The sequence below is a fragment of the Methylobacterium sp. HMF5984 genome (genome assembly GCF_045033435.1).
Classification (GTDB): domain Bacteria; phylum Pseudomonadota; class Alphaproteobacteria; order Rhizobiales; family Beijerinckiaceae; genus Methylobacterium.
In genome coordinates, this window is sequence record NZ_JBJFLN010000001.1 from 3173485 (window position 1) to 3196057 (window position 22573).

Sequence of the window (22573 nt, forward strand, 5' to 3'; positions counted from 1 at the left end):
CAGGCAGCGCCGAGTGAGTGATGACGTCCGCGCCCAGCGTGAAGCAGGAAGGGGCCCATCTCAAGAATGGGCGCGGACGGTCTGACCGAAGCCTGACAGGCGACACTTACCGGCCAGTTGTTTCGATGAAATTACCGCTCGGTCACATCGCTAGCAGCCCCGCGGGTGGCCGCCATCGTCCGCTGTCGTTCGCCTAAATTTGTCGATCTTATGTGGGCGATAACGTGGGTAGGCATTGCTGCAAAATGGGTAAAGGACTAAACCTAATGGATATTTTCGACCGTACTCGCGGACACCCCTTCCGCCTGTCTTCCCGCCTTCCTCGACGCGGCGCAGGACGCCGCTGCGAGACCGCGTGACGGCTGGGCTCGGCCTTCCGGGCAGGGTCGAACGTTCGACTACGCCGGAAGGACGACCACCTTGGTCTTCACCGGCGTCCGGGCGTAGAGGTGGATCATGTCCTGGCTGAGCAGGCCGACGCAGCCGCTCGTGATGCCGGTGCCGATCGTGTCGGGCTCGCTCGAGGCGTAGATCGTATAGAGCGTGTAGGCGCCGTTCTGGTAGAGATGCAGGGTGCGGGCGCCCAGCGGGTTGTCGAGGCCGCCCGGCATGCCGCGGGCGTATTGGGCCGCCTCCGGCTGGCGCCGGATCATCTCCTTGGGCGGCGTCCAGGTCGCCCACTCCGACTTGCGGCCGACATAGGCGTCGCCGTGCCAGAGGAACCCGTCGCGCCCGACATTGGCGCCGTAGCGGGTCGCAGCTCCGTCGCCCTCGATGCGGTAGACGTAATAGTTGGCGGGATCGACGACGATCGTGCCGGGCGCTTCCTTGGTCTCGTAGCGCACCGTCCGGCGATAGTATTTCGGGTCGACCTTGCTGATGTCGACCGCCGGGATCGGGAACTTCTCGTCCGGCATCGGCCCGTAGGTCTTGGCCGCCTCGGCCAGCAGGATGCCGTCGGTGGTCGCGCAGCTGCCGAGGCCGAGGGCGCCGAGGCCGACCGCCGAGCCGGCCAGGAACGACCTGCGGCTCAGAAGCGCCGTCCGAAGCCGAGCGGTCCGGTCCATCGCGCCGGCATCGGCACGCCCACCATCCATGATCATGATCCCGAGCGTCCCATGTCCTGCGGCCCGATCGAAGCACGCTCCGACCGACGCTGCGCCAATGTACTGCCAAGCCGAGATCGGTGACAGCCGACGGGACTTGCAAGCTCGGCTTTTGCGTCGGGAGTGTGGCAAAAGTCACTCGGCGGCTCTGATCGTCCGCCGATGGCGACTTCAAGACATCGGTCGAATGCACTTGCCGCGAAGTCGCGCGTGCGTTCGGAGCTGTCCGACACTGGGCGATCGCGGTGATGATCGCTGCGCGTCGCCGCGCTCGCCTACAGTGGCCGGCGCGAGAGGATCGATGCCGTAGGTGATCGATGCCGAGGTCCCTCGGGCGAGCCCGGAGCCGGATCCGATCGGATCGCCACGCGATCCGCGTGTCGACGGCTCCGGGATCAGCCTTGCGACCGGCTCGCAATGCGGTCGAGGAGGACGTGCGGCACGGTCAGGGCGGACAGCATCTGGAGCGTCAGGGTCAGGAGGTTGGCCGGCGCATCCGCGGCGCCGGCGGCGTAGTGCGGCCACAGCCCCGCGCCGAGCAGCAGCGTCAACGCGAAGACCGGCAGCGCGGCGCGGACAGCGCGCGGCATCGTGTCGACGCCGGGCGCCTTCGCCGGGTCCCGCACCAGCGCCCGCATGTGCCGGGGGCCATGGAGGACGACGAAGTACAGGGTGAACGCGGTGAGCGGCGGCAGCAGCCAGAAGGCGGCGGCCAGGACGGATATCTCGGCCAGCACCGCCGGCCGCACGCGACGGCCGAGGAGCCAGACCGCCGCGAGGGCGAGCCAGAGCCAGGCGGCGGCCGTCCACCAGGCGGGAAGCGACGGCATCGGCACCCGTGCGACCGCCGAGAAGATCTCCGCCGTCTCGGGCGGATGCAGGAGCGCCGGCAGGGCGATCGGGAGGCCACCGCGCACGAGCGCCTCGAACGGTCGGCCCGGGCCGGAATCCTCCTCGCCGAAATGCAGGACCGACAACCCGAGGAAGCCCGCAAGCGTCGCCAGCGGGGCGGTCTGCCAGGCCAGGAGGACGAGGGCCGAGAGGCCGAGATAGGGAACGGCGAAGACCCCGAACCACGCTCGGCCGTAGCGCGGGCGCAGCAGCGGGGCCGCCACCGCGCCGTCGAGCGCACCGTGCGGAACGCCGAGGACGATGACGACCGTTAGGGCGACGAGCCAGGAGGCTTCGCGCGGGAGGAACGCGGAGGCGACCAGCCCGAGCGCGACGAGCGCGGCGGCGAGCTGCGGCAGGCCGGTCACCCCCGCATGGATGCGGTGGCGGCTCGCGCCGTCGGGCCCCGCGAGGCGGGAGAGGGACGATCGAGCCGCCAGGGGCATCAGGCCGCCCGGCGCAGCGGCGTCGTGGCCGTCCGCCCCTCCGCCAGGTCGCGGTCGACGGCGCGGGTCGTCTCCAGCGTCGCCATGATGCCGTAGACGACCTTGGCGGTGAGATCGAGGATCGCGATCACCGCCAGCGCGAGGCTCGGCGACAGGATGCCGAGGCCGTCCTGGCCGACGAGCAGCACCACCGGGTAGGCGCACCACACCCCGGTGAGGAACACGGCATTGCGCAGAAAGGCCTTGCGCACGTCGGCCCGCTCGCCGGCGTTCTCCTCGCGCAACTGCACGAAGATCCCGTAGAACACGGCCAGGAACGCGCCGCAGGAGATGGCGAACCACGTCCACTTCACGGCGGCGACGTCGGACAGGCCGAAGGCCAGGGCCGTCACGATCATGAGCAGGTCGGAGCCGATCAGCCCCCAGACGACGGCCGGCCGGCGCATGCCGGAATGCATCGCGGTGCGCGAGAGCCCGACGAGCAGGAGCGGCGTGGTGAAGGTCCAGTCGATGTAGCGTGCGAAGTAGAACTGCCGCGCAGCCTCCGCCGCATCGGGACCGGCCGGAAGGGTGATGCTACCCTGGCCCGTCGCCATGGCGAAGTAGGAGCAGGCCGCGATGATCGGCACGATTCCGTGGATGATCCCGTCAGCTTCTTCGGCGGGCGTGCGCCGCTTCGCGATGAACAGGATCACGGCGGCGCCTGCCGCCATTCCTGCAAAGCCCAGCCACAGCCAGAATTGAGGCGTCATAAATCTCTCGTCGGTATGGGGATGAAAGGAGCGCCCGGGACCGTGGCGCCCCTGCCCAATCACCCTCGCCCCCGATTGTTGCCAAGCCGCCGCGTCACAGGCGCGTGAGCCCCTGCGGCGCGTCGCCGCCTCGGCGAACGCGGGGTCCGCCCTGTCCTGCGAGCGCTCGACCTCGGCCGGCGCGCCCGGACAGCGTCGCAGGCTCCGCCAGAATGCCGACGCTGCGACGCGCCGTCAGGGCGCGGCAGACGGGGCGACCGCCTGCGGCCGCCCGCGCTGCCAGACCTCGACGATCCGGGTGCTGGCGGCGATGTCCTCGGACGGATCGGCGGCGAGCACGACGAAATCGGCGCGGCGACCCGCTTCCAGGCGGCCGCGGTCGGCGAGGCCGAGGAGGTCGGCCGCCCGCGCCGTCGCGATGGTCAGAACTTCCATCGGCGTGAACCCGGCCTGCACCATCAGCGCCAGCTCGCGGTGCTCGGCCACGCCGGGGACGCGCTCGGGAGCCGCGCCGCTGTCGGTCCCAAACCCGATCCGGACGCCGGCGGTCTGGAGCGCCTTGAGGTTCGTGAGGTTCGTGGCCAGCGAGTCGCGCGCGGCCTGCGCCTTGGCGCTCGCGCGGGTGTCGCGCTGCCAGGCGGGGTCGTCGAACCGCGCCTTGAGGTCGGGCGCGAGCGCCGTCCGGACGAAGGGCGTTTGCGCCCAGGCTGGCGCATCGGCGTAGGCGAAGGTCGCCTCGTCGAGGGCCAGGGTCGCGATGTACCAGGTGTCGTGCGCCTTCAGCAGCGCGACGAAGTCCGGGTCGACCGGCTTGTCGCGGACGCCGTGCGCGAGCACATCGACCCCGGCCCGGACCACGGCCCGCGCGTCCTCGAGATCGTGGACGTGGGCCGCGACCCGCAGGCCGAGGCGATGGGCCTCGTCGATCACCGCCGCGTAGACGGAAGGCTGCATCTTGGCCGGCACGGAGCCGCCGAAATCGTCGAGCCAGAGCTTCACCATGTCGGTGCCGCGCGCCTTCATCGCGCGGACCGCGTCGCGGCCCTCGTCGGCGTTCGCCGGGCGGAAGAGCTGATCCGGGCTGACGCGCACCATCGCCTGCGGCGGGCCGCCGTCGGGCACCCCCATGCCGCGGTCGACGCCGAACAGGTCGGCGCCGGGGATGAGACCCGCATGCGCCTCGGCACGGATCTCGGGCATGATCGCGCCGTTGAGCCCGAGCGCCATGATCGTGGTGACGCCCCGGGCGGTGTAGGCTTCGAGCTGGGCGAGGATGTTCTCGCGCGTGTAGTTCCGGGCGCCGACGTCGACGCCCCTTACGATGCCGACGTGAGAGTGATCGGAGATCAGTCCCGGCATGATCGTGTGCCCGGGCCGTTCGCGGATCTCGGCGTCGGACGGCACCGCGACCGCCATGCGCGGCCCCGCCGCGACGATGCGGTCGCCGTCGACGACCAGCACCGCATCCGCGACCGGCTCGGCCGACAGGCCGTCGATCAGCCGGATGCCGGTGAAGGCGAGCGGCTTGGCGGCGGCCCCGCCGATGCAGGACAGGCTCGTGGCGACGGCCAGGGCCGACAGCAGCGCGTTCCGACGCATCGCACTCTCCTCCCGGATCGCCGACGGGACTTCGCCGGTCGCTCCTTCTAGCGTGCGACCTGGGACCCCGCGCGGTTCTCGAGCGCCGATCTGACGGCGTTTCGTCCGGTTTGTCGAGGCGATCCGGGCGTGCGGTGCTGCCCGGCGCTTCGATCAGCCTCGGACCGAAGCACGGGCGTGCCGGGATGGATCGTCTGCCGGGGGCCCCCTCAGGCGAAGAAGCGGTTGCCCGGGCGCGGCAGGCCGAGATGGTCGCGCAGGGTCGTCCCCTCGTAGTCCCGGCGGAACAGGTCGCGGCGCTGCAGTTCCGGCACCAGCCGGTCGACCACGTCGTCGAGGCCTTCCGGCACGAAGGGGAACATCACGTTGAAGCCGTCGCAGGCCCGGCCGTCGAGCCACTCCTCCATCCGGTCGGCGACCTGTGCCGCGGTCCCGACCATCTGAAGGCCGCCGTAGCCGCCGACCTTGCGCGCCAGCTCCCGCACCGTCGCGCCGGTCCTGCGGGCGCAGTCGACGATCTGTGCCTGCCCGCTCTTGCTCGCGTTGGTCTCGGGGATCTCGGGCAGCGGCGCGTCGAGGGCGAAGCCCGAGGCGTCTACGCCGAGGCGCACCGAGAGGTTGGCGAGCCCGCTGTCGGGATGGACGAGCTCGTCGAGCCGCGCCTTCTTGGCCCTGGCCTCGTCCTCGGTCCCGCCCAGCACCACGAAGGCGCCGGGCAGGATCTTGAGGTGGTCCGGGTCTCGGCCGAGCGCCGGCATGCGTCCCTTCACGTCGGCGTAGAACGACTGGCCCGCCTCCAGGGTGGAGCTCGACCCGAACACCACCTCGGCGGTCTCGGCGGCGATCTGCCGTCCGGCTTCGGAGGCGCCGGCCTGCACGATCACCGGCCAGCCCTGCACCGGCCGGGCGACGTTGAGGGGGCCCTTCACCTTCAGGAACGCGCCGCGGTGATCGAGGACGTGCATCCTGTCGGGGTCGAAGAACAGCCCGCTCTCGGGGTCCATGCGGAAGGCGTCGTCGGCGAACGAGTCCCAGAGGCCGGTCACCACGTCGAAGAACTCGCGGGCGCGGGCGTAGCGGGTGGCGTGCTCGACATGCGCGTCGCGGCCGAAGTTGTGCGCCTCGTCGGGATTGCCCGAGGTGACGAGGTTCCAGCCGGCGCGGCCCTTCGAGATGTGGTCGAGCGAGGCGAACTTGCGGGCGACGTGGTAGGGCTCGTTGTAGGTCGTCGAGGCGGTGGCGATCAGCCCGATGCGCTCGGTGACCATGGCGAGCGCCGGCAGCAGGGTCAGCGGATCGAACGAGGTCACGGTGGCCGAGCGGCGCAAGGCCGGCGGCGGCATGTTCATCACCGCGAGATGGTCGGCCATGAAGAAGGCGTCGAACTTCGCCGCCTCCAGCCGGCGGGCGAAGTGGACGAGATGCTCGAGGTTGAAGTTGGCGTCCGGGTACCCGCCGGGATAGCGCCACCAGGCGGTATGGATGCCGAGCGGGCGCATGAACGCCCCGAGATGCAGGCGTCGGTCCCGGCTCATCGTCCCTCCTTCGTGCCGCTGCCCGAGCCGGACGGCGCCGCCGGGCCGAAGCCCGCGGGCGGACGCGTGCCGAGATGCCCGCGCAGCGTGCGGCCCTCGTACTCCGTCCGGACGAGGCCGCGCCGGCGCAGCTCCGGCAGGACCAGCTCGATGAAGTCGTCGAGGCCGCCGGGCAGGGTCGCGGGCATGATGTTGAAGCCGTCGGCGCCGCCGGCGCGGAAGCGGGCCTCCATCTCGTCGGCGATCTGCATGGGCGTGCCGACGATCTGCGAGTGGCCCCGCGCCCCGGCGATCCGCAGGTAGAGCTGGCGCAGGGTCAGCCCCTCCCGGCGGGCGAGGTCGAACATCAGCTGCTGGCGCGACTTGGCGCCCTCGGCCTCCGGCAGCTCCGGCACCGGGCCGTCGGGATCGAACCCGGAGAGGTCGAAGCCGCCGACCATCCGCTCGAGCAGGGCGAGGCCCACCACCGGGTCGATCAGGTCCTGCAGCGCCTCGAACTTGGCCCGCGCCTCCGCCTCGCTGCGCCCGACGACGGGAAACAGGCCCGGCATGACCTTGAGGTCGCCGGGCTCGCGGCCGAACCGCGGCAGGCGCGCCTTGAGGTCGCCGGCGAACTCGACCGCTTCCGCGAGCGTCTGGTTGGCGGTGAACACGACCTCGGCGGTGCGGGCCGCCAAATCCTTGCCCGGCCCCGACGAGCCCGCCTGCACCACCACCGGCTGGCCCTGCGGCGTGCGCGCGATGTTGAGCGGTCCGCGCACCTCGAAATGCGTGCCGCGATGGTTCAGCGGGCGGAAGCCGTCCGGCTTCGAGAACTGGCCGCTGGCGCGATCGATGACGACGGCGCCGTCGTCCCAGGTGTTCCACAGGCCCAGCACCACGTCGACGAACTCCTCGGCCCGGGCGTAGCGGTCGCCGTGGCGGGCGATGCCGGCCTCGCCGAAATTGGCGGCCTCGGCGTCGGTCGTGGAGGTCACGAGGTTCCAGCCGGCCCGGCCGCCGCTGAGGTGGTCGAGCGAGGCGAAGCGCCGGGCGACGTTGTAGGGCTCGTTGAAGCTGGTCGAGGTGGTCGCGACGAGCCCGATCCGGCTGGTGACGGCGGCCAGCGCCGACAGCAGCGTCACCGGCTCGAAATGCGCCGAGCGCGCGGTCCGCTCGCTCGAGCGCAGGTTCGAGTCGCGGATGCCGGAGCCGTCCTCGAGGAAGACGAGGTCGAACTTCGCCGCCTCGGCCCGCTGCGCCCAGCCGACATAGCGCTCGAGGTTGAGGCCGCCGTCGCCCTCGCTCGACGGGTGGCGCCAGCCCGCCACGTGGTGGCCGGTGGCGTAGAAGAACGCGCCGAGGCGCATCGTGTCCTGTCTCAAGGTGTCCCGCCCCGCCGGCCGATGGTGAATGTCGCGCTGGGCCTCTCGGGTGCCCGCATTGCAGAACGCGCCGCGACCTGCGCCGTTTCAGCACTCGCGGCGCCGGGCCTCAAGGATGCTTGTGGATCGGATCGATCCAGTGGACGGTCTCGGGCCGCTCCACCGGCTCGACCTCTGGGATGTTGACCACCACCGCCTCGTTGTCAGAGCGCACGAGCACGCATTGCAGCGTCTCGTCGGGCGAGGCGTTGATCTCCTGATGCGGCACGTAGGGCGGCACGAAGATGAAGTCGCCGGGGCCCGCTTCGGCGACGTATTCGAGCCGGTCGCCCCAGCGCATCCGGGCGCGCCCCGACAGCACGAAGATCACGCTCTCCAGCGCGCCGTGATGGTGCACCCCGGTCTTGGCGTCGGGCTCGATCGCCACGGTGCCGGCCCAGATCTTCTGCGCGCCGACGCGGGCATGGTTGATCGCCGCCTGCCGGAACATGCCCGGCGTCTGCGCCGTGTTGGCGTCGAGCCTGTCGCCGGGGATCACCCGGACGCCGTCGTGCTTCCAGCGCTCGGCGCCCGGACCCGGCTCGGCCTGGGCGTGCGGGTGGTCGTGCGGGTCGTCGTGGTGATCGTGCATCGCTCGAATCCTGCTCGTCGGCCGATCAGCGTAACGCAGCCGGTTGCGGGAATCCCGTGTCGAAGATCGCCTCGGCCCGCGGCGCGCGCGCCTTCGGGATCAGGCCTGCGCGCACGTAGAGGTCGATGTTGGCCTGCTCGTCGGCGATGACGGCCTCGTCGATCGGGACGTTGCGGTACTGCGCCCGGCCGAACCAGCGCAGCGGCACCGCCTCCGGCAGGCCGATGAGCTTCGACCAGACCTTCGCGTAGGGGGCGGGGTCGGCGAGCGCCCAGGCCCGGGCCCGCGCGAGCCGCTCCCCGAAATTGGCGAGCAGCGCGCGCTTGCCCTTCAGCGCGGCGTCGCTCGCCACGGCGAAGCTGAGGCCTGGCGTGATGCCGTTGCCGTCGCGCACGACACGGACCAGGCCCGCGAGCTCGGCGGTGGAGGTGTAGGGCTCCCAGGTCGCCCAGGCGTCGACGCTGCCCGAGGCCAGGGCGATCTTGGCGTCGGCCGGCGGCAGGAAGCTCAGGGTGACGGCATCGGCCGGCAGCCCGGCCTCCTCCAGGGCCGCGAGCACCACCTGATGCCCGATCGAGCCGCGGTTCGTCGCGATGCGCCTGCCCTTGAGATCGGCGACCGTGCGGATCGGCGAATCCGCCGCCGCCAGGATCGCGAGCCCGTCCTGGCGGTTCCGGAAGGCGAGGAAGGCCTTGACCGGAACGCCCGCGGCGGCGGCGAAGGTGAAGGGCGCGTCGCCGACGCCGCCGGCATCGATCGCGCCGGCGTTCAGGGCCTCGAGCAACGGGGCGGCGGCCGGGAACTCGCTCCAGGCCAGCCGGTAGGGCAGCCCGTCGAGGACGCCGGCGGCCTCCATCAGCGCGCGTGCGTTGCCGCGCTGGTCGCCGACCCGGAGGACGTCCTCGGCCCGGGCGGGGACCAGGGCAACGAGGAGCGCGAGAACCGTCAGAAGCGCGCGCATCAGGCGGCGTCCGCGGTGGCGGAGCGGTTGGCGAGCTGCGCGCGGAAGGCCGGCAGCAGGTCGCGACCGTAGCCGATCGCATCCTCCAGCGGATCGAAGCCGCGGATCAGGAAGGTGCGCACGCCGAGGTCGTGATAGTCGAGCAGCGCCTCGGCGACCTGATCGGGCGTGCCGACGAGCGCGGTGGAATTGCCGGCCGCGCCGGTCTCGGCGGCGATCGCCGTGTAGAGGCGCTTGTCCAGGCGGGTGCCGCTCGCGGCCGCCGCGAGGAGCCTTCGCGCGCCCTCGTTCTGCGGGGTCGCCGCGGGGCCGAGGCCCCTGGCCGCGCGCAAAGCCTTGGTCCTGGCGAGGATCGCCTCGGCCCGCGTCCAGGCCGCCGCCTCCGTGTCGGCGAGGATCGGCCGGAACGACAGGCTGAAGCGCGGATTCCGGCCGTAGGGAGCCGCCGCGGCGCGGACGCGGGCGATGAGGTCGCGGACCTGATCCAGCGTCTCGCCCCAGAGGGCGTAGGTGTCGGCATGGCGCCCGGCCACGTCGAGCGCCGCCGGCGAGGCGCCGCCGAAGAACACCGGGATGCCGTCGGCCCGCACCGGCTTCACCTCCGAGAACCCCTGCTCGACCTGGTAGAAGCTGCCGGCATAGTCGAACGGCGTTTCCGCGGTCCAGGACAGGCGCGCGACGTCGAGGAATTCCCGCGTCCTGGCGTAGCGCTCGTCCTTGCTCAGGTGATCGCCGTCGCGTGCCAGGTCCCGATCGTCGCCGCCGCTGATCGCGTGGATGGCGATGCGGCCGCCGGTGAGCTGGTCGAGCGTCGCGAATTGCCGGGCGGCCACCGTCGGCGCGGTGAAGCCGGTGCGATGGGCGATCATCAGCCCGATCCGTCGCGTCACCGCCGCGATCCGGGACGCGATCAGCAGGGCGTCCGGCGCCGTCGAGTAGGCGGCGACGAGGATGCGGTCGAAGCCGCCGGCCTCGTGCGCCTGAGCGAGGCGGTCGAGGTAGTCCCGGTCGATCGCCGGACCCTCCGCCGGATGGATCTCGGAGGTCAGGCGAGGAGCCGCGAAGCCGATGAACTCGACGGCATCGGGCGGGAGATGGCTCATGGGACTCTCCTGATCGCTCGGGCGTTCGAAGGCCGGGGTGCCGCGCGCCGCGATGGCGCGTGCAGCCGCCCGAAGCGGTCGACCCGAGCGAGGACGCGCGTCCGACGCCTGCCGGACGGGACCGGGAAGGGCTGCGAAAAATCCGCCCGGCCTCGCCCGAAGTCAACGAGAGGGAATTTTTAATGCAGACGGCGAGCCAGAAAGACGATCTCCGATCTGGGGCCGCTGGCGAACTATATTCTACTCTTCAAAAGGCTCCTGACCTTCTGTCCTTCGTCCGATCCCGCGACATCATCGGCAACATCGGGAGCGGCACCGAACCCTCGCCGTCTCGCGAACGGATGCGTGAACTCGATGCCGTCATCGATCGACGCGCGCCTTCCTACTGAAGCGCCCCGAGGGCAACCCCTACGCCAACGTGCGGGCGACGACGCAGGCGCTCGCGCACGACCCGCACATCGAGCGCCTCTCGATGCCGCTACAATCGGAGGCGGTCGCCGGCTTCATCCGCGAGCGCGACCGCGGCTCGGTGATCCCGGGTCCGCCAGCATCGTCCGCATCGGCCGGCAGGCAAATCATCCGGTAGGGCGCCGCGGACCATCGCGGCGCATGGTGCGCAACGGCGTCGTCCGCTCGATGCCGGGGGCATGCACGGCAGTACCGGTCAGCGCCGTCACCGCCCCTGGTCCGCAGGGCCAAACCCAGCGCGCCCGGCCAGAACACGAGGCTCAGGGCGATGACGGGCCAGAGGTTGCGTCCTTTCCAAGCCGCGATCCCGGCCGGCAGGAGCAGGATGGGGATGGCGACCGCGAGGAAGAGCCAGAACTGGAGGTCGCTCATGGCTTCTTCAGGCAGGTCGCGACCGGTCGGGCGTTCTTGGCGGGCTTGGACTGCAGATCCATGCATCCGACGGTGGCGATGCCGTCGGTGATCGTGACCGAGGGAAGCACCGCGTAGCCTTGGCAATAGGCGCCGATCAGGATCTCGTCGCGCCGGCAGAGCACGTCCTGCCGCACCAGGCCGTCGAGGGCGGGGCCGACGGGACCGGGCTCGCCCCTGTCGCCGGTCGCGCCGCGCTGCCCGGTGGCGCCGGTGAGGCCCGCGTCCCCTCGGGGGCCGGGCGGGCCGGTATCGCCCTTCGGCCCGACCGGGCCGGCGGGGCCGGGCTTCGGATCCTGGCAGCCGCCGAGGGCGAGCAGGATGCAGGCACCGAGGAGGGACAGCCGCATCCGGCCGACCTCATCACCGATGGGCCGACGTCGCGGACGCACGGTCGGCGAGAGCGGGATCAAGGCGGCGCGCCGGACGACCGGATCAGGATCGGCCGTGCTTGCACGAATTCCGGAAGGCCTTGCGCGCCTTGCCGTGCAGGCCCTGCTTGTCGGCCTGCATCGAGCATTCCTTCGATCGCACGGTGCGATCCGCCTTCGGCGCCGCGGGCTTGCTCCCCGGTGCCGTGGGATTGGCCGCCGGTGCGGTGGCCGCCGACCCCGGCACCGCGCCGGGCGCGTTCGCCGTGCCCTGCGCACGTGCGGGGGCGACGAGGAGAAGGCTGCTGGCGACCAGCGAGGCGGCGAGACCGAGCTTCATGATGGTAGGCTCCCGTGAGGCGGCTGAAACGGATCCGCCCAGCCCGGCGTTCCGCCCCACACGGATCGTTGATCGACGCGTTTGCGCGGGTTCTGCGACTCCGGTCGGATTCGAACGCCGTTTCGGGCGCCGCTCGGTCATTCTTCGGCAACCTGTCTGCCGCACCATGCCTTGACTGCCTCGGCAGCCAGCAGATCTGCCCGATCCGCTGCGGCGGCCCTGCCTGCCCCCTCGGGCAGGGTCGCCTCCCCGGGCCTGGCGCGACGCTTGGGCCGGCCCTTCCGTCCGGATCGTCTATCACGGCTCCGAGACTTCGGGGACGGCGCCCTCGCCGTCCTTCCCGTCCTCAGTGCCGTCGCGGCCGGCCTCGGGCGGGGCTTCCTCCATCTCGGTGGTCTGCAGCCAGGTCATCAGGCGCTGCAGGCTGTCGAGGGACGGTTCCTCGGGGCGAGCGGTGGCGAGCGCCGCGCGGACTTCGCGCAGAAACGCCTCGGCATCGTCATCGGACATTGCAGCTCAACACGGTTGATGCCATTCCCGGTCGCTCATCGGAGACGATGACGGAGCCCGGCAGCGGTTGGCCGGGGGCTCGTCGCCCGTTGCGCCGAACGCCGTGGACACCGCGTTCGGGCCTGTGCGGGGACGGAACGCGACGCCCAGGCGCCGCGGATCCCATGGGGTCAGGACGTCGACCACTCGCGCTTGACCTCCTCGGCCGGCCGGTCGAGGCGGACGGTGTCGCCCTCCACCGCCTGGACGAAGTCGACCGGGATGTAGTGGTGCAGGCCCCCGGCGGCCGCGTCCTTCTTCGTCAGCTTGATCTCGCCCTTGTCGACGTGATCGACCGTGCCGACGTGGGCTCCGTCCGAGCCGACGACCTCGGCGTGTTCCTTGATCTGCGCGACGTCGACCATGCGTTTTCTCCCATAATACGGCTGTCTCAACGGGATGCGCCGCGTCGATGTTCCTCGTTCACGCTCCCGGCACAGGCCGTCGATCGGGCATGAGCTGTCGATCGGGCCGTCCTGACGCGGGCTGGCTCCGGCGGAACTGTCCCGGGCGGATGCGGTTGCGCTCATCACAGGCCTACGGACGGGGTGAGGTTCATCGTGCGCGACTGCAAGCGACCGTCACGCCGGAGCCTGCTGCGATCCGGGGGCGGCGTCGTCGCCGGCACGCTGCTCGGGATGACGGCCGCCGCGGGTGCGGAGAGCGAGGCGGGAGGGCCGGCTGTGACGGAGACGGGCCGGCGCGCGAAGTCCCTCGACACCGACTACTTCAAGGGCATGTACGCCACCGAGGCCGATCCCTGGCAGTTCGCCTCGAGCGCCTACGAGCGTGCCAAGTACCAGGCGACGCTCGCCGCCCTGCCCCGGCCCCGCTACGCGTCCGCCCTCGATGTCGGCTGCTCGATCGGGGTGTTCACGCACCAGCTCTGCCAGCGCTGCGATGCCGTGGTCGGGCTCGACGTGGTTCCCTCCGTGATCGAGGCGGCCCGCGCCCGCTGCGCCGATTGCGCGAATGCGCGCTTCCAGCTCGCCGCCGTTCCGGGGCAATGGCCCGACGGGCGGTTCGACCTGATCGTGATCTCGGAGGTGGCCTACTACCTCGACCGGGCCGATCTCGCGCGTCTCGTCGCACGGGTGGAGAACGCGGTGCTGCCCGAGGCCGACATCGTGCTGGTGCACTGGCTCGGCGTCACCCACTACCCGCTTTCCGGCGACGACGCGGCCGAAGGCTTCATCGCCGGTGCGAAGGGCTTCGCGCGGGTGCTGGCGCAGTCGCGAACCGCCGAGTACCGGCTCGACGTGCTGCGCGCGACCAAGCCGGGTGCCGCCTCGACGCCGTGATCGCGCCTCGGGGGCGGTGAGCGGCCTCGGCCGGCCTCGCGTCGCACGCATCGGCTTCGGGATGGAGCAGCCTCATCGCATCGGCGTCCGGTCCCTGCGCCGGGCCAGCCCGTCCGCGACGACGAAGAGCAGCAGGCCGGCCAGCATCAAGAGGAAGCCCGCGAGCGACTGGAGCGGTCGCGAGGCGACCAGGTGGACCAGCATGAACAGCGTGACGCCGAGGAAGATCAGCGGCGTGACCGGATAGCCCCAGGCGCGGACCGGCCGCGGCAGGTCGGGCCGGGTGACGCGAAGCCTGATCACGCCGAGGACGGTGAGGAACGAGCACAGGATCAGGCTGAACTGGATGAACTCCAGCACCGCCTCGAAGCTGCGGGTGAGGAGCAGCAGGCTCGCGACGACGGCCTGCAGCAGGGTCGCGGCCACGGGCACGCCGGTGCGGGCGCGCCGCGCGAACACGCGCAGCAAGGGCGCGTCCTCGCCCATCGCCACGGTGACGCTCGGCCCGATCCACATCATGGCGCTGATCGTCGGGATCAGGCCGAGGCAGATCAGGATGCCGACGAGCCGCCCGCCCGCCTCGCCGAACACGTGGCGCCCGCTGATCAGGGCGACCTCGATCTGCCCGGCGAGCTCCGCGGTCGGTGTCGTGTAGAGGAACACCGCGTTCAGAGGGACGTAGAGCACGAGCACGACGCCCGTCCCGACGAACAGCGCCCGCGGCAGGCTGCGCGGCGGATCGGCCAGATCCCCGACGATGTAGGTCGCCGCGTTCCAGCCCGTGTAGGCGTACATCACGAAGACGAGGCTCACCGCGAAGCTCGCGCTGAAGATCTGGCCCGGGTCGGCGGCGCTCGGCGCGAAGTCGGTCGACCCGCCCCCGCCGCCGGCGAAGCCCGCGACGATGAAGAGCACGATCAGCGCGAGCTTCAGCAGCGTGAAGCCGACCTGGATCGCATCGCCGTGGCGGCCCCCGACCAGGCGGATGGCGGTCACCCCCCAGACGACCGCGAGGCCGAGGGGCAAGGGCGGGGTCCCCGGCAGGATCGCCTGCGCATACTGGCCGAACGCCATCGCCGCGAGCGCCACCGGCGCGGCGAACCCGACCGTCGCGGAGAGCCAGCCGGCCATGAAGCCGAAGGCGGGGCCGTAGGCGCGGGTGAGGAAGTTGTACTCGCCGCTGGAGCGGGGAAACATCGCCGCCAGCTCGGCGTAGCTGAACGCCCCGCACAGAGCGACGACGCCGCCGACGAACCACAGCAGCAGCAGCGTGAAGCCGGACGTGATGTCCGTGACCTGGAAGCCGAGGCTGGTGAAGACGCCGACCCCGACCATGTCGGCGATCACGATCGACGTCGCCGCCCGGGTCGAGACGAGCGGCGCCGTTCGCGCCGCGGGCGGATCACCGATGTCGGACATGGCCGCGATCATCGCCGCGCCGACCCGCGCGATCAAGCGCGAGGGCTCGGGCCCCGCGACGGCGCGGTTCCGCCCGGAGAGGGGCAGGCACCGGCCTCGGCGGATGCGGACACCGATCGGCAGGCACCCGCCGCGCGACATCGGGACACGGGCGGTCCGCAACCTCACGGTGACGATCCGGTAGCGCCGAGCCGTCGATCCGTGTTGAAAGGTTGCGGAAACGCGGGGGCGGAAGCGTCGGCATGAGCCTTCGGACGTGAGCACGATCCCCGATCGCGCCGACGCCGCCGGATGCGGGGATGCGCCGCGCCGGCGGTTGCCGCTCGGCGAGCTCGGGCGGACGATTCAGGGTCTGCGGGCGGGCGAGCGGCTCGTCCTGGTCGGCATCGGGTGCGACGGCGTCGGCGCCGCCCTCGACGCGGCGGGCGCGGCGGAGCGGGGCGTGCTGTTCCTCGAAGCCGATGCGGCGCGGACGGCCGAGGCCGTGCTCGATCGCCTGCTCGACGACTTCGCCGACCTCGCCCTTTCCCGGTGGCCCGACTGGCACGGCCTCGACGCGGCTGCCGATGCCGCGCCCGACGACCTGCGCGTGTCCCGCCCCTGGCTCAGGGCGGCGGCCAAGCGCGCGGGCGCCGGCGCCCCGCCGCGGTTCCGGCATCTCGATCGGGGTTTCGAGCTCGCCCAGCTGCTTCGGACGATCGATCCGGCGGGCGTCGCGCTCGTCGCGGAGGTCGATCCGTCGAGCCCGGTGCGCGCGGCCGCGCTGATCGAGGCGCTGGAGCGGTGCGCCGCCTGCGGCGCCGCCTTGGTCGTCGCGCTGCCGGCGGCCCCGCCCCCGATGCCGCCCTTCGACCGGGTTCTCTACGGTGCGTACGAGGTTCTGCGCGAGCCGGTCGCCGCCGCGGTGCGCTTCATCCCGGCCCGCTCCCGCGCCCACCCTGCCAGTGCCGTGGAGCGGCGGATGGAGGACGCGCTGGCGCGCGACGCCGACCTTGCCGGCCTGTTCGAGGGCAACGCCCGCGTGCTGCTCGGCGGCGGCCGGTTCGTGCCCCGGGTCGACCTGCTGTGGGAGGCGGGCGGCGTCGTGGTCGAGCTCGACGGACCCGAGCACCGCGCCGCGGCGGCTTTCGACGCCGACCGCCACCGGGACTACGAACTCCTGGTCGCCGGCTATCTCGTGCTGCGCCTCACCAACGCGCAGGTGGAGGCCGATCCGGGCCTGGCGATCGAGAAGATCCGCGCCGTCGTGCGGCGCGCGCGAGCGCTGAAGGGGTTTCGATGAGCGAGCCGACGCCGACGCAGAGCCTGGTTCTCTGGTGCCTCCTGGGGCGCTGCGGCCGTGCCGCGCAAGGCACGCTGGTGCCGGCGGTGAGGAAGCCGGACCGGGAGGCCCTGGCCGCCGCGGGCCTGATCGCCGTCGAGAAGGCCGGCCGGTCGTTCGTCCTCTCGGTGACGGATCGGGGCTGGCACTGGGCCGGGCGGAACCTGCAGGCGCCGCTGCCGCCGAACCTGCGCGTCCTTCGGGATTGGCTCGGGCGCATCGATCGCCACCTCGCCGCGACCGGGCAGACGCTGGCGGACCTGGTCGGCTCCCCGCCGGAAACTGCGCCCGAACCCGCTCCCGAGACCAAGGCGGCTCCGAAGCGCCGGGCGGCGGCCCCGCGAAAGGCCGCGCCGAAGGCGGGAAGGCCCCTCGGCCCGCGCCAGCTGCGCGCGCGCATCGAGGCCGCCTATCTCGACCTCACCGGTGGCGCCCGCGCCGAGGCCGTTCGGCTCAGCGACCTGCGCGCGGCGCTCGCCGACCTCGACCGCGCCACGGTGGATTCGGGCCTTGCCGCCATCCTCCGGAAGGACGCGACCGCCCGCCTCAGCCAGTTCAGCGACCCGAAGGCCCTCACGCCGGCCGAGCACGCCGCCGCCTACAGCCCGGCCGGCGAACCCTTCCACATCCTCTGGATCCGGTGACCGCCCGATGAGCGACGCCCTCGACGCCCTGCGCCGTGTCGATTTCGACTGGGTCCGCACCCTCGACAGCATCTGGATCGACGCGCCGCCGACCGGCGCCCCCAACGAGGCCCTGGTGCCGGCGCTGGTCGCGGACCTCCGCGCCGAGGCGCGCACCCCCGACCAGCGGGCCAAGGGACGCGCCCTCGTCGGCCAGCCCGGCATCGGCAAGACCCATCTCGTCGGGCAGCTGCGCCGCGAGGTCTGGCGGCAGGGCGGCTGGTTCGTCCCCCTCGACGTGCTCGGCCTGACCGATTTCTGGCGCAGCGCGGCGCTCAGCTTCGTCACGGCCCTGCTCCAGGCGATGCCGGACGGGCGCCGCCAGTCGGACGCCGTGCTGGCGGGCGTCGCCCGCCGGTTCAAGGTCGAGGCCCAGGTCGAGGCCGCGTTCAACACTCCCAACATGGACGCGCGCCGCATCGTCGACGTGCTGGTCAGGGCCCTGATGAGCGTCGACGCGGCGCGGGCGCTGAAGCACCTCGATGTCTTCCGCGCCCTGTGCCTGCTGCGCTCCCAGGATTTCAGCGCCGTCGGCCTCGCGCATGCGTGGCTTCAGGGCTACGACGCCGACCCGGGCGAGCGGGCCGCGCTGGGCTTCAAGACGCCGCCGCCGGCCCCGATCGACCTCGTGCGCGGCATGTGCTGGATCATGGCGCTGAGCGGGCCGACGCTCATCGCCATCGACCAGATCGACGGCGTGATCGAGGCGAGCCGGCTCGCGGCCACGGACGACCTCGACGGGGCGGCGGGCCTCGCCGAGGTGCTCGGCGCCGGCCTTCTCGAGCTCCACACCGTCTGCGACCGCAGCATGACCGTGGTGACCTGCCTCCCGGAATCCTGGGCCCGCCTCGGCGAGCGGACCACGGGGGCGACGCGGCACCGCTTCACGGACGACATCTACCTCCGCGGGATGAGCGATCGCACGGCCGCCGCCGCGCTGATCGTCGGGCGCATGCGCCCGGCCTGCCTCGAGGCCGGCTTCACGCCGCCCTTCCCGTCCTGGCCCTACAGCGAGGCCGCGATCGCGGCGGCCGCCGAGGCCGGGATGATGCCGCGCACGATCCTGATGCGGTGCGACGCCTTCCGCCGCGCCTGCCTGGCGGAGGGGCGGGTCTCCCTCTGCGACGACCTTACGGGGCGGATCGAGAAAGTGGATCGGGACACGTCCGAGACGCTCTTCGACCTCGCCGGCGCGAAGGCGAGAGCCGAGATCGGCGACCTCCTCGACGGGGAGGACGACGCCCTCGCCGAGGTGCTGCGCGCGGCCTTCGACCTCTACGCGCTGGAGGACGACCCGGACAACGCCCTCGACGTGGCGAGCAAGGGCGAGCCGGAGCAGAGGATCCCGCCGCTGCACGGCCGCCTCACGCTGACCCACCGGGACGAGAACGACCGCGAGCGGCACGTCTGCTACCGCGCGCTGCTGCACCAGAACGCCATCGCCTTCCAGGCTCGGCTGCGGGCGGCGCTCACCGCCTCGGGCATCTCGGCCCGCATGCCCGGGCGGGAGTTGCTGATCGTCCGGCGCGGGCCGGTGCCGGGCGGCGCCAAGACCAAGCAGCTGGTCGACCTGTTCACTGCGGCCAACGGCGTGCTGATCGACCCGGACGAGGACGACCTGCGCACCTTCGTCGCGTTGCGCGACCTGCGGGATGCGGCGTCGGCGGAGGGGCGGCTCGACCGCTTCGAGGCCTGGCTCCGGGCCGGGCGCTTCGTGCGCGCGACCGCCCTCTTCCAGCGGGCCGGCCTCGGCGAGCCGGATGCCGGCCCGCGCCGCTCCCCGGCGTCCGCGGTGGAGGCCCCCCCCGTCATGCCGCGCGAGACCGCATCGGCGGGGGCGGGTCACGCGCCGCTGAGGCTACGCCCCGACCGCGGCGAGGACCGCCCGCGTCCGAACGGGGAGGCGAATGCGGCGCCGTCCGAGATCCCGATCGGTCATCGCATGAGCGCGGGCGGCGAGCCCGTGACCCTGCCGATCCGGCTGCTGCCGCGCCACACCGCGATCATCGCCGGCTCGGGCTCGGGCAAGACCGTGCTGCTGCGCCGCCTCGTCGAGGAGGCGGCGCTGGCCGGCATTCCGGCCATCGTGATCGATCCCAACAACGACCTGTCGCGCCTCGGCGAAGCCTGGCCCGAGCGGCCGGGCCGGTTCACCGCAGACGACGACGCCAAGGCCCGCGTCTACCGGGCCCGGGTCGAGGTCGTGGTCTGGACGCCGGGGGTGCATGCCGGCAACCCGGTGTTCCTGTCGGCGATGCCGGATTTTCGCGGCCTCGGCGACGACCGCGACGAGCGCCAGCAGGCCGTCGAGATGGCCGCCGAGACGCTGGGGCCGCTCGCCGGCGCGAAGAAGGAGCTGCAACGCGGCGTCCTCGCCGACGCGCTCCGCCAGTTCGCGGCCGACGGCGGCGGCGACCTCGCGGCCTTCACCGCGCTCCTGGCCGATCTGCCCGACGACGTGAGCCGCATCCGCGAGGCCGGCAAGCTCGCCGCCGGCATGGCCGACCAGCTCCACGCCGCGGTGGCGACGAACCCGCTGCTGAAGGCCGAGGGCGCGGCACTCGATCCCGCGATCCTGTTCTTCGGCGGCGACCGCACCCGCATCTCCGTGATCAACCTCGCCGGCCTCGGATCGGACGCGGCCCGGGAGGATTTCGTCAACCGGCTGCAGATGGCCCTGTTCGGCTGGGTCAAGCGCAACCCGTCGCCGCGCGGCCTGCTCTACGTGGTGGACGAGGCGCAGACCTTCCTGCCCGCGCAGCGGCAGGCGCTGAGCCTCGGCAGCGGCATCAAGCTGGTGGCGCAGGCGCGCAAGTACGGGCTCGGCATGATCGTGGCGACGCAGGTGCCGCGCGGCATCCACAATCAGGTGGTCTCGAACTGCACGACGCAGGTCTTCGGTCGGCAGAGCGCGCCCGCGACCATCGCGGCGGCCCAGGAGATCCTGGCCGCCAGCGGCGGGACGGCGGCGGATATCGGCAAGCTCGGAGCGGGCGAGTTCTACTTCTCCACCGAGGGCTCCGGCCGCCCGGTCAAGCTGCGGACGCCGCTGTGCCTGAGCCACCACCCGGCGAACCCGCCGACGCCCGAGCAGGTCGTCGACATCGCCAGGCGCTCGGCCGCCGGCCCCGCGACGCCGCGGTGACGCGCCGATGCCCGGCCGGCGCCGCGCGAGGGTCCGTCCTCCGCGCTCAGCCGACGTCGAACGTCTCGATGTCCAGCGAGAGACGGGCCCGGAAGACGACCTTCCGGTGCTCGTCGCGGACCACAGCGAGGTAGTCCTGGCGCTCGGGGACGGCCGCGAAGCCCTGCGCGATCTTCGACATGATCCGGACGAGCTTCTCGCGCGCGGCATCCGCATCGGGCAGATCGAAGCCTTCGGTGTCGCGCACGAAGTGCGCGCCGTCATGCAGGTCGATGGTGAAGCGCGGCATTGCGGGACATATCCGTGGGATTTTATCCCACAGATACGGCATCCGCTCTTCCGTGGGAATGATCGTTCGGTCGCAGGTGACGCCGATCAGGACCTCCGGTGATGGATGCCTGCTGCGAGAACCGAATGCGTGTGATGAGCGGGAAACTATCAGGGGGATGGACGGGTGAACAGGCGCGACGATTGATCTCGCGATCACGAAGCGGCGCGTTCGTAACGCCCCGACAGAACCCGCGGGCCGCTGCAGCCGGATGATCGCGGCGTTCCCGCTCGCGGCCCCGCGGCGGTTGCACCGTGCCGGCCGCCCCGCGATGGTGCTCCGGAACGCCCGGACCGGACCTTGCCCCATGGATACCCTCTCGCTCGTCCTCGACGCGTTCTCGCCGATCGCGGGGCGCCGCATCGTCGATATCGGGTGCGGCCCCGGGGCGATGTCGGCTGCGCTGGCCGGCCACGGCGCGCGGGTGACGGGGATCGACCCCGGCGAAGCGGCGGTCGCGGCGGCCCGGCGCCGGGCGCCGGACTGCGCCTTCGAGATCTGCTCCGCCGAGGCCCTGCCGTTCTCCGACGGGACCTTCGGCGGCGCGGTCATCCTCAACGCCCTGCACCACGTTCCCGACCCGCGCGCGGCGCTGCACGAGGCGGCCCGCGTCGTCGCACCGGGCGGCCGGATCGTCGTGGTCGAGCCGCTGGCCGAGGGCAGCTTCTTCTCGGCGCTCAAGCCGGTCGAGGACGAGACCGCGATCCGCGCCGCGGCGCAGGCCGCCATCGCCGCAGCGATCGCGGCCGGGGCGTTCCTCTGCCTGTCCGACAGGAGGTTCGTGCGCCGCGAGGCCTTCGCCGACCGCGACGCCTTCCTCGAGCGCGTGGCGGCGGTCGATCCGGCGCGGCGTGCCGCGATCCGCGACAACGCGTCGACGATCGCCGACGCCTTCGCGGCCGCCGCCGAGACGGATGCGGGCGGGCGCCACGTCCTGTCGCAGCCGCTGCGCGCGCACGTCCTCGTGGCGGCGACGACGTCCTGAGCCTTACGCGTGCGCCTTGGCCAGCCGGTCGAAGGCCAGGAGCTCGGACACGAGCGCCGGCATGTCCCGCAGCGCCACCATGTTGGGGCCGTCGGAGGGGGCGCGATCGGGATCGGGGTGGGTCTCGATGAAGACACCCGCGATGCCGACCGCGACGGCGGCCCGCGCCAGCACGGCGACGAAGCGGCGCTCGCCGCCCGAGCTTCCCCCCTGCCCGCCCGGCTGCTGCACCGAGTGGGTCGCATCGAACACCACCGGCGCGCCGCCCGTCACCGCGGCCATGATCGGCAGGCTGCGCATGTCGGAGACCAGGGTGTTGTAGCCGAACGAGGCGCCGCGCTCGGTGACGATCACGTTCGGGTTGCCGGCCCCGGTGACCTTGGCGGCCACGTGCTGCATGTCCCAGGGTGCGAGGAACTGGCCCTTCTTCACGTTGACCACGCGGCCGGTGGCGGCGGCGGCCAGCAGCAGGTCGGTCTGCCGGCACAGGAAGGCCGGGATCTGGAGCACGTCGACCACCTCGGCCGCCGGCCCGCACTGCCCGGCATCGTGCACGTCGGTGAGCACCGGCAGGCCGTAGCGCGCCTTGATCTCGGCGAAGATCGGCAGCGCGCCGGACAACCCGATGCCGCGGGCGGCGCCGCCCGAGGTGCGGTTCGCCTTGTCGAACGAGGCCTTGAACACCAGGGCGATCCCGAGGGACTCCGCCATCTCCTTCAGCGCGGCCGCGATCTCGAGCGCGTGGTCGCGGCTCTCGAGCTGGCACGGGCCGGCGATCAGCGCCAGCGGCAGGTGGTTGCCGAAGGCGACCGTGCCGGCGCGGACGGTCCTGGGCGTTGGGCTGTCGGTGGAATCGGGCATGGC

At 72.4% G+C, this 22573-nt stretch carries 23 protein-coding genes; 6 read left to right on the top strand and 17 right to left on the bottom strand.

Annotated elements, in window-relative coordinates; genetic code table 11:
* Window positions 1–398: 398 nt before the first annotated feature.
* From ACFZ8E_RS15375 to ACFZ8E_RS15415, 9 genes are all read right to left on the bottom strand, one after another.
* On the bottom strand, window positions 399–1103 hold the full coding sequence (locus ACFZ8E_RS15375; RefSeq protein ID WP_147841580.1) for a L,D-transpeptidase: 705 nt from the start codon (window positions 1101–1103) through the stop codon (window positions 399–401).
* Between the two features lie 398 nt (window positions 1104–1501).
* Window positions 1502–2443 (bottom strand): Brp/Blh family beta-carotene 15,15'-dioxygenase, encoded by a 942-nt coding sequence (locus ACFZ8E_RS15380; protein ID WP_405043179.1) that lies wholly within the window; start codon window positions 2441–2443, stop codon window positions 1502–1504.
* A complete protein-coding gene (locus tag ACFZ8E_RS15385; protein ID WP_147841578.1) occupies window positions 2443–3195 on the bottom strand; it encodes a bacteriorhodopsin in 753 nt (250 codons plus the stop codon). Before ACFZ8E_RS15385 ends, ACFZ8E_RS15380 begins: the two co-directional genes overlap by 1 nt.
* A gap of 234 nt (window positions 3196–3429) precedes the next feature.
* Window positions 3430–4794 carry an amidohydrolase family protein gene (locus ACFZ8E_RS15390; RefSeq protein ID WP_405043180.1) on the bottom strand — a complete coding sequence of 455 codons (1365 nt, stop codon included), beginning with the start codon at window positions 4792–4794 and terminating at the stop codon, window positions 3430–3432.
* Between the two features lie 209 nt (window positions 4795–5003).
* Entirely contained in the window at window positions 5004–6329 is a 1326-nt protein-coding gene (locus ACFZ8E_RS15395) for an LLM class flavin-dependent oxidoreductase (RefSeq protein ID WP_405043181.1), read from the bottom strand.
* Window positions 6326–7693, bottom strand: a complete 1368-nt coding sequence (locus ACFZ8E_RS15400; RefSeq protein WP_405043182.1) for an LLM class flavin-dependent oxidoreductase — start codon at window positions 7691–7693, stop codon at window positions 6326–6328. Before ACFZ8E_RS15400 ends, ACFZ8E_RS15395 begins: the two co-directional genes overlap by 4 nt.
* A 109-nt stretch (window positions 7694–7802) precedes the next feature.
* A complete protein-coding gene (locus tag ACFZ8E_RS15405) occupies window positions 7803–8324 on the bottom strand; it encodes a cupin domain-containing protein (protein ID WP_147726206.1) in 522 nt (173 codons plus the stop codon).
* Window positions 8325–8349: 25 nt separating this feature from the next.
* Window positions 8350–9285, bottom strand: a complete 936-nt coding sequence (locus tag ACFZ8E_RS15410; RefSeq protein ID WP_405043183.1) for an ABC transporter substrate-binding protein — start codon at window positions 9283–9285, stop codon at window positions 8350–8352.
* On the bottom strand, window positions 9285–10388 hold the full coding sequence (locus tag ACFZ8E_RS15415) for an LLM class flavin-dependent oxidoreductase (RefSeq protein ID WP_147726208.1): 1104 nt from the start codon (window positions 10386–10388) through the stop codon (window positions 9285–9287). Before ACFZ8E_RS15415 ends, ACFZ8E_RS15410 begins: the two co-directional genes overlap by 1 nt.
* 59 nt (window positions 10389–10447) lie before the next feature.
* Here ACFZ8E_RS15415 and ACFZ8E_RS15420 point away from each other — a divergent pair, with 59 nt between their 5' ends.
* Entirely contained in the window at window positions 10448–10777 is a 330-nt protein-coding gene (locus ACFZ8E_RS15420) for a hypothetical protein (RefSeq protein ID WP_243946526.1), read from the top strand.
* Between the two features lie 19 nt (window positions 10778–10796).
* On the opposite strand, the gene ACFZ8E_RS15425 is transcribed toward ACFZ8E_RS15420, so the two are convergent.
* The 5 genes from ACFZ8E_RS15425 to ACFZ8E_RS15445 all read right to left on the bottom strand — a co-directional run bounded on the left by ACFZ8E_RS15425 (window position 10797) and on the right by ACFZ8E_RS15445 (window position 12892).
* Window positions 10797–11228, bottom strand: coding sequence for a hypothetical protein (locus ACFZ8E_RS15425; RefSeq protein ID WP_405043185.1), 432 nt, complete (start codon window positions 11226–11228; stop codon window positions 10797–10799).
* The gene (locus ACFZ8E_RS15430) at window positions 11225–11617 is read right to left on the bottom strand and encodes a hypothetical protein (RefSeq protein ID WP_405043186.1); all 393 of its coding nucleotides are present in this window, start codon (window positions 11615–11617) and stop codon (window positions 11225–11227) included. The genes ACFZ8E_RS15425 and ACFZ8E_RS15430 overlap by 4 nt, the downstream gene beginning before the upstream one ends.
* An 85-nt stretch (window positions 11618–11702) precedes the next feature.
* The gene (locus tag ACFZ8E_RS15435) at window positions 11703–11978 is read right to left on the bottom strand and encodes a PsiF family protein (protein WP_405043187.1); all 276 of its coding nucleotides are present in this window, start codon (window positions 11976–11978) and stop codon (window positions 11703–11705) included.
* Between the two features lie 297 nt (window positions 11979–12275).
* Window positions 12276–12488 (bottom strand): hypothetical protein, encoded by a 213-nt coding sequence (locus tag ACFZ8E_RS15440; protein WP_243935838.1) that lies wholly within the window; start codon window positions 12486–12488, stop codon window positions 12276–12278.
* A 170-nt stretch (window positions 12489–12658) separates the two neighbouring features.
* Window positions 12659–12892: a DUF2171 domain-containing protein gene (locus ACFZ8E_RS15445; protein ID WP_243933815.1), complete on the bottom strand. Its 234-nt coding sequence runs from the start codon at window positions 12890–12892 to the stop codon at window positions 12659–12661.
* Window positions 12893–13165: 273 nt separating this feature from the next.
* Between ACFZ8E_RS15445 and ACFZ8E_RS15450 the strand changes: the two genes are divergently transcribed.
* A complete protein-coding gene (locus tag ACFZ8E_RS15450) occupies window positions 13166–13828 on the top strand; it encodes an SAM-dependent methyltransferase (RefSeq protein ID WP_405044389.1) in 663 nt (220 codons plus the stop codon).
* Window positions 13829–13900: 72 nt separating this feature from the next.
* Here the strand turns inward: ACFZ8E_RS15450 and ACFZ8E_RS15455 are convergent, their stop codons facing one another.
* Window positions 13901–15247 carry an APC family permease gene (locus ACFZ8E_RS15455; RefSeq protein WP_405043188.1) on the bottom strand — a complete coding sequence of 449 codons (1347 nt, stop codon included), beginning with the start codon at window positions 15245–15247 and terminating at the stop codon, window positions 13901–13903.
* A 256-nt stretch (window positions 15248–15503) separates the two neighbouring features.
* On the opposite strand from ACFZ8E_RS15455, the gene ACFZ8E_RS15460 reads away from it, so the two are divergent.
* The 3 genes from ACFZ8E_RS15460 to ACFZ8E_RS15470 are packed head-to-tail and all read left to right on the top strand — an operon-like array spanning window position 15504 to window position 20396.
* Window positions 15504–16529 (top strand): DUF559 domain-containing protein, encoded by a 1026-nt coding sequence (locus ACFZ8E_RS15460; RefSeq protein WP_243933818.1) that lies wholly within the window; start codon window positions 15504–15506, stop codon window positions 16527–16529.
* On the top strand, window positions 16526–17212 hold the full coding sequence (locus tag ACFZ8E_RS15465) for a hypothetical protein (RefSeq protein ID WP_147729365.1): 687 nt from the start codon (window positions 16526–16528) through the stop codon (window positions 17210–17212). The genes ACFZ8E_RS15460 and ACFZ8E_RS15465 overlap by 4 nt, the downstream gene beginning before the upstream one ends.
* Window positions 17213–17219: 7 nt before the next feature.
* Window positions 17220–20396: an ATP-binding protein gene (locus ACFZ8E_RS15470; protein ID WP_405043190.1), complete on the top strand. Its 3177-nt coding sequence runs from the start codon at window positions 17220–17222 to the stop codon at window positions 20394–20396.
* A gap of 46 nt (window positions 20397–20442) precedes the next feature.
* Here ACFZ8E_RS15470 and ACFZ8E_RS15475 read toward each other — a convergent pair whose 3' ends face one another.
* Window positions 20443–20685, bottom strand: a complete 243-nt coding sequence (locus ACFZ8E_RS15475) for a DUF6894 family protein (protein WP_147729487.1) — start codon at window positions 20683–20685, stop codon at window positions 20443–20445.
* A gap of 346 nt (window positions 20686–21031) precedes the next feature.
* Here ACFZ8E_RS15475 and ACFZ8E_RS15480 point away from each other — a divergent pair, with 346 nt between their 5' ends.
* Window positions 21032–21709, top strand: coding sequence for a class I SAM-dependent methyltransferase (locus ACFZ8E_RS15480; protein ID WP_147844188.1), 678 nt, complete (start codon window positions 21032–21034; stop codon window positions 21707–21709).
* 3 nt (window positions 21710–21712) lie between these two features.
* Here ACFZ8E_RS15480 and kdsA read toward each other — a convergent pair whose 3' ends face one another.
* The gene (gene kdsA / locus ACFZ8E_RS15485; protein ID WP_405043192.1) at window positions 21713–22570 is read right to left on the bottom strand and encodes a 3-deoxy-8-phosphooctulonate synthase; all 858 of its coding nucleotides are present in this window, start codon (window positions 22568–22570) and stop codon (window positions 21713–21715) included.
* Between the last annotated feature and the right edge of the window lie 3 nt (window positions 22571–22573).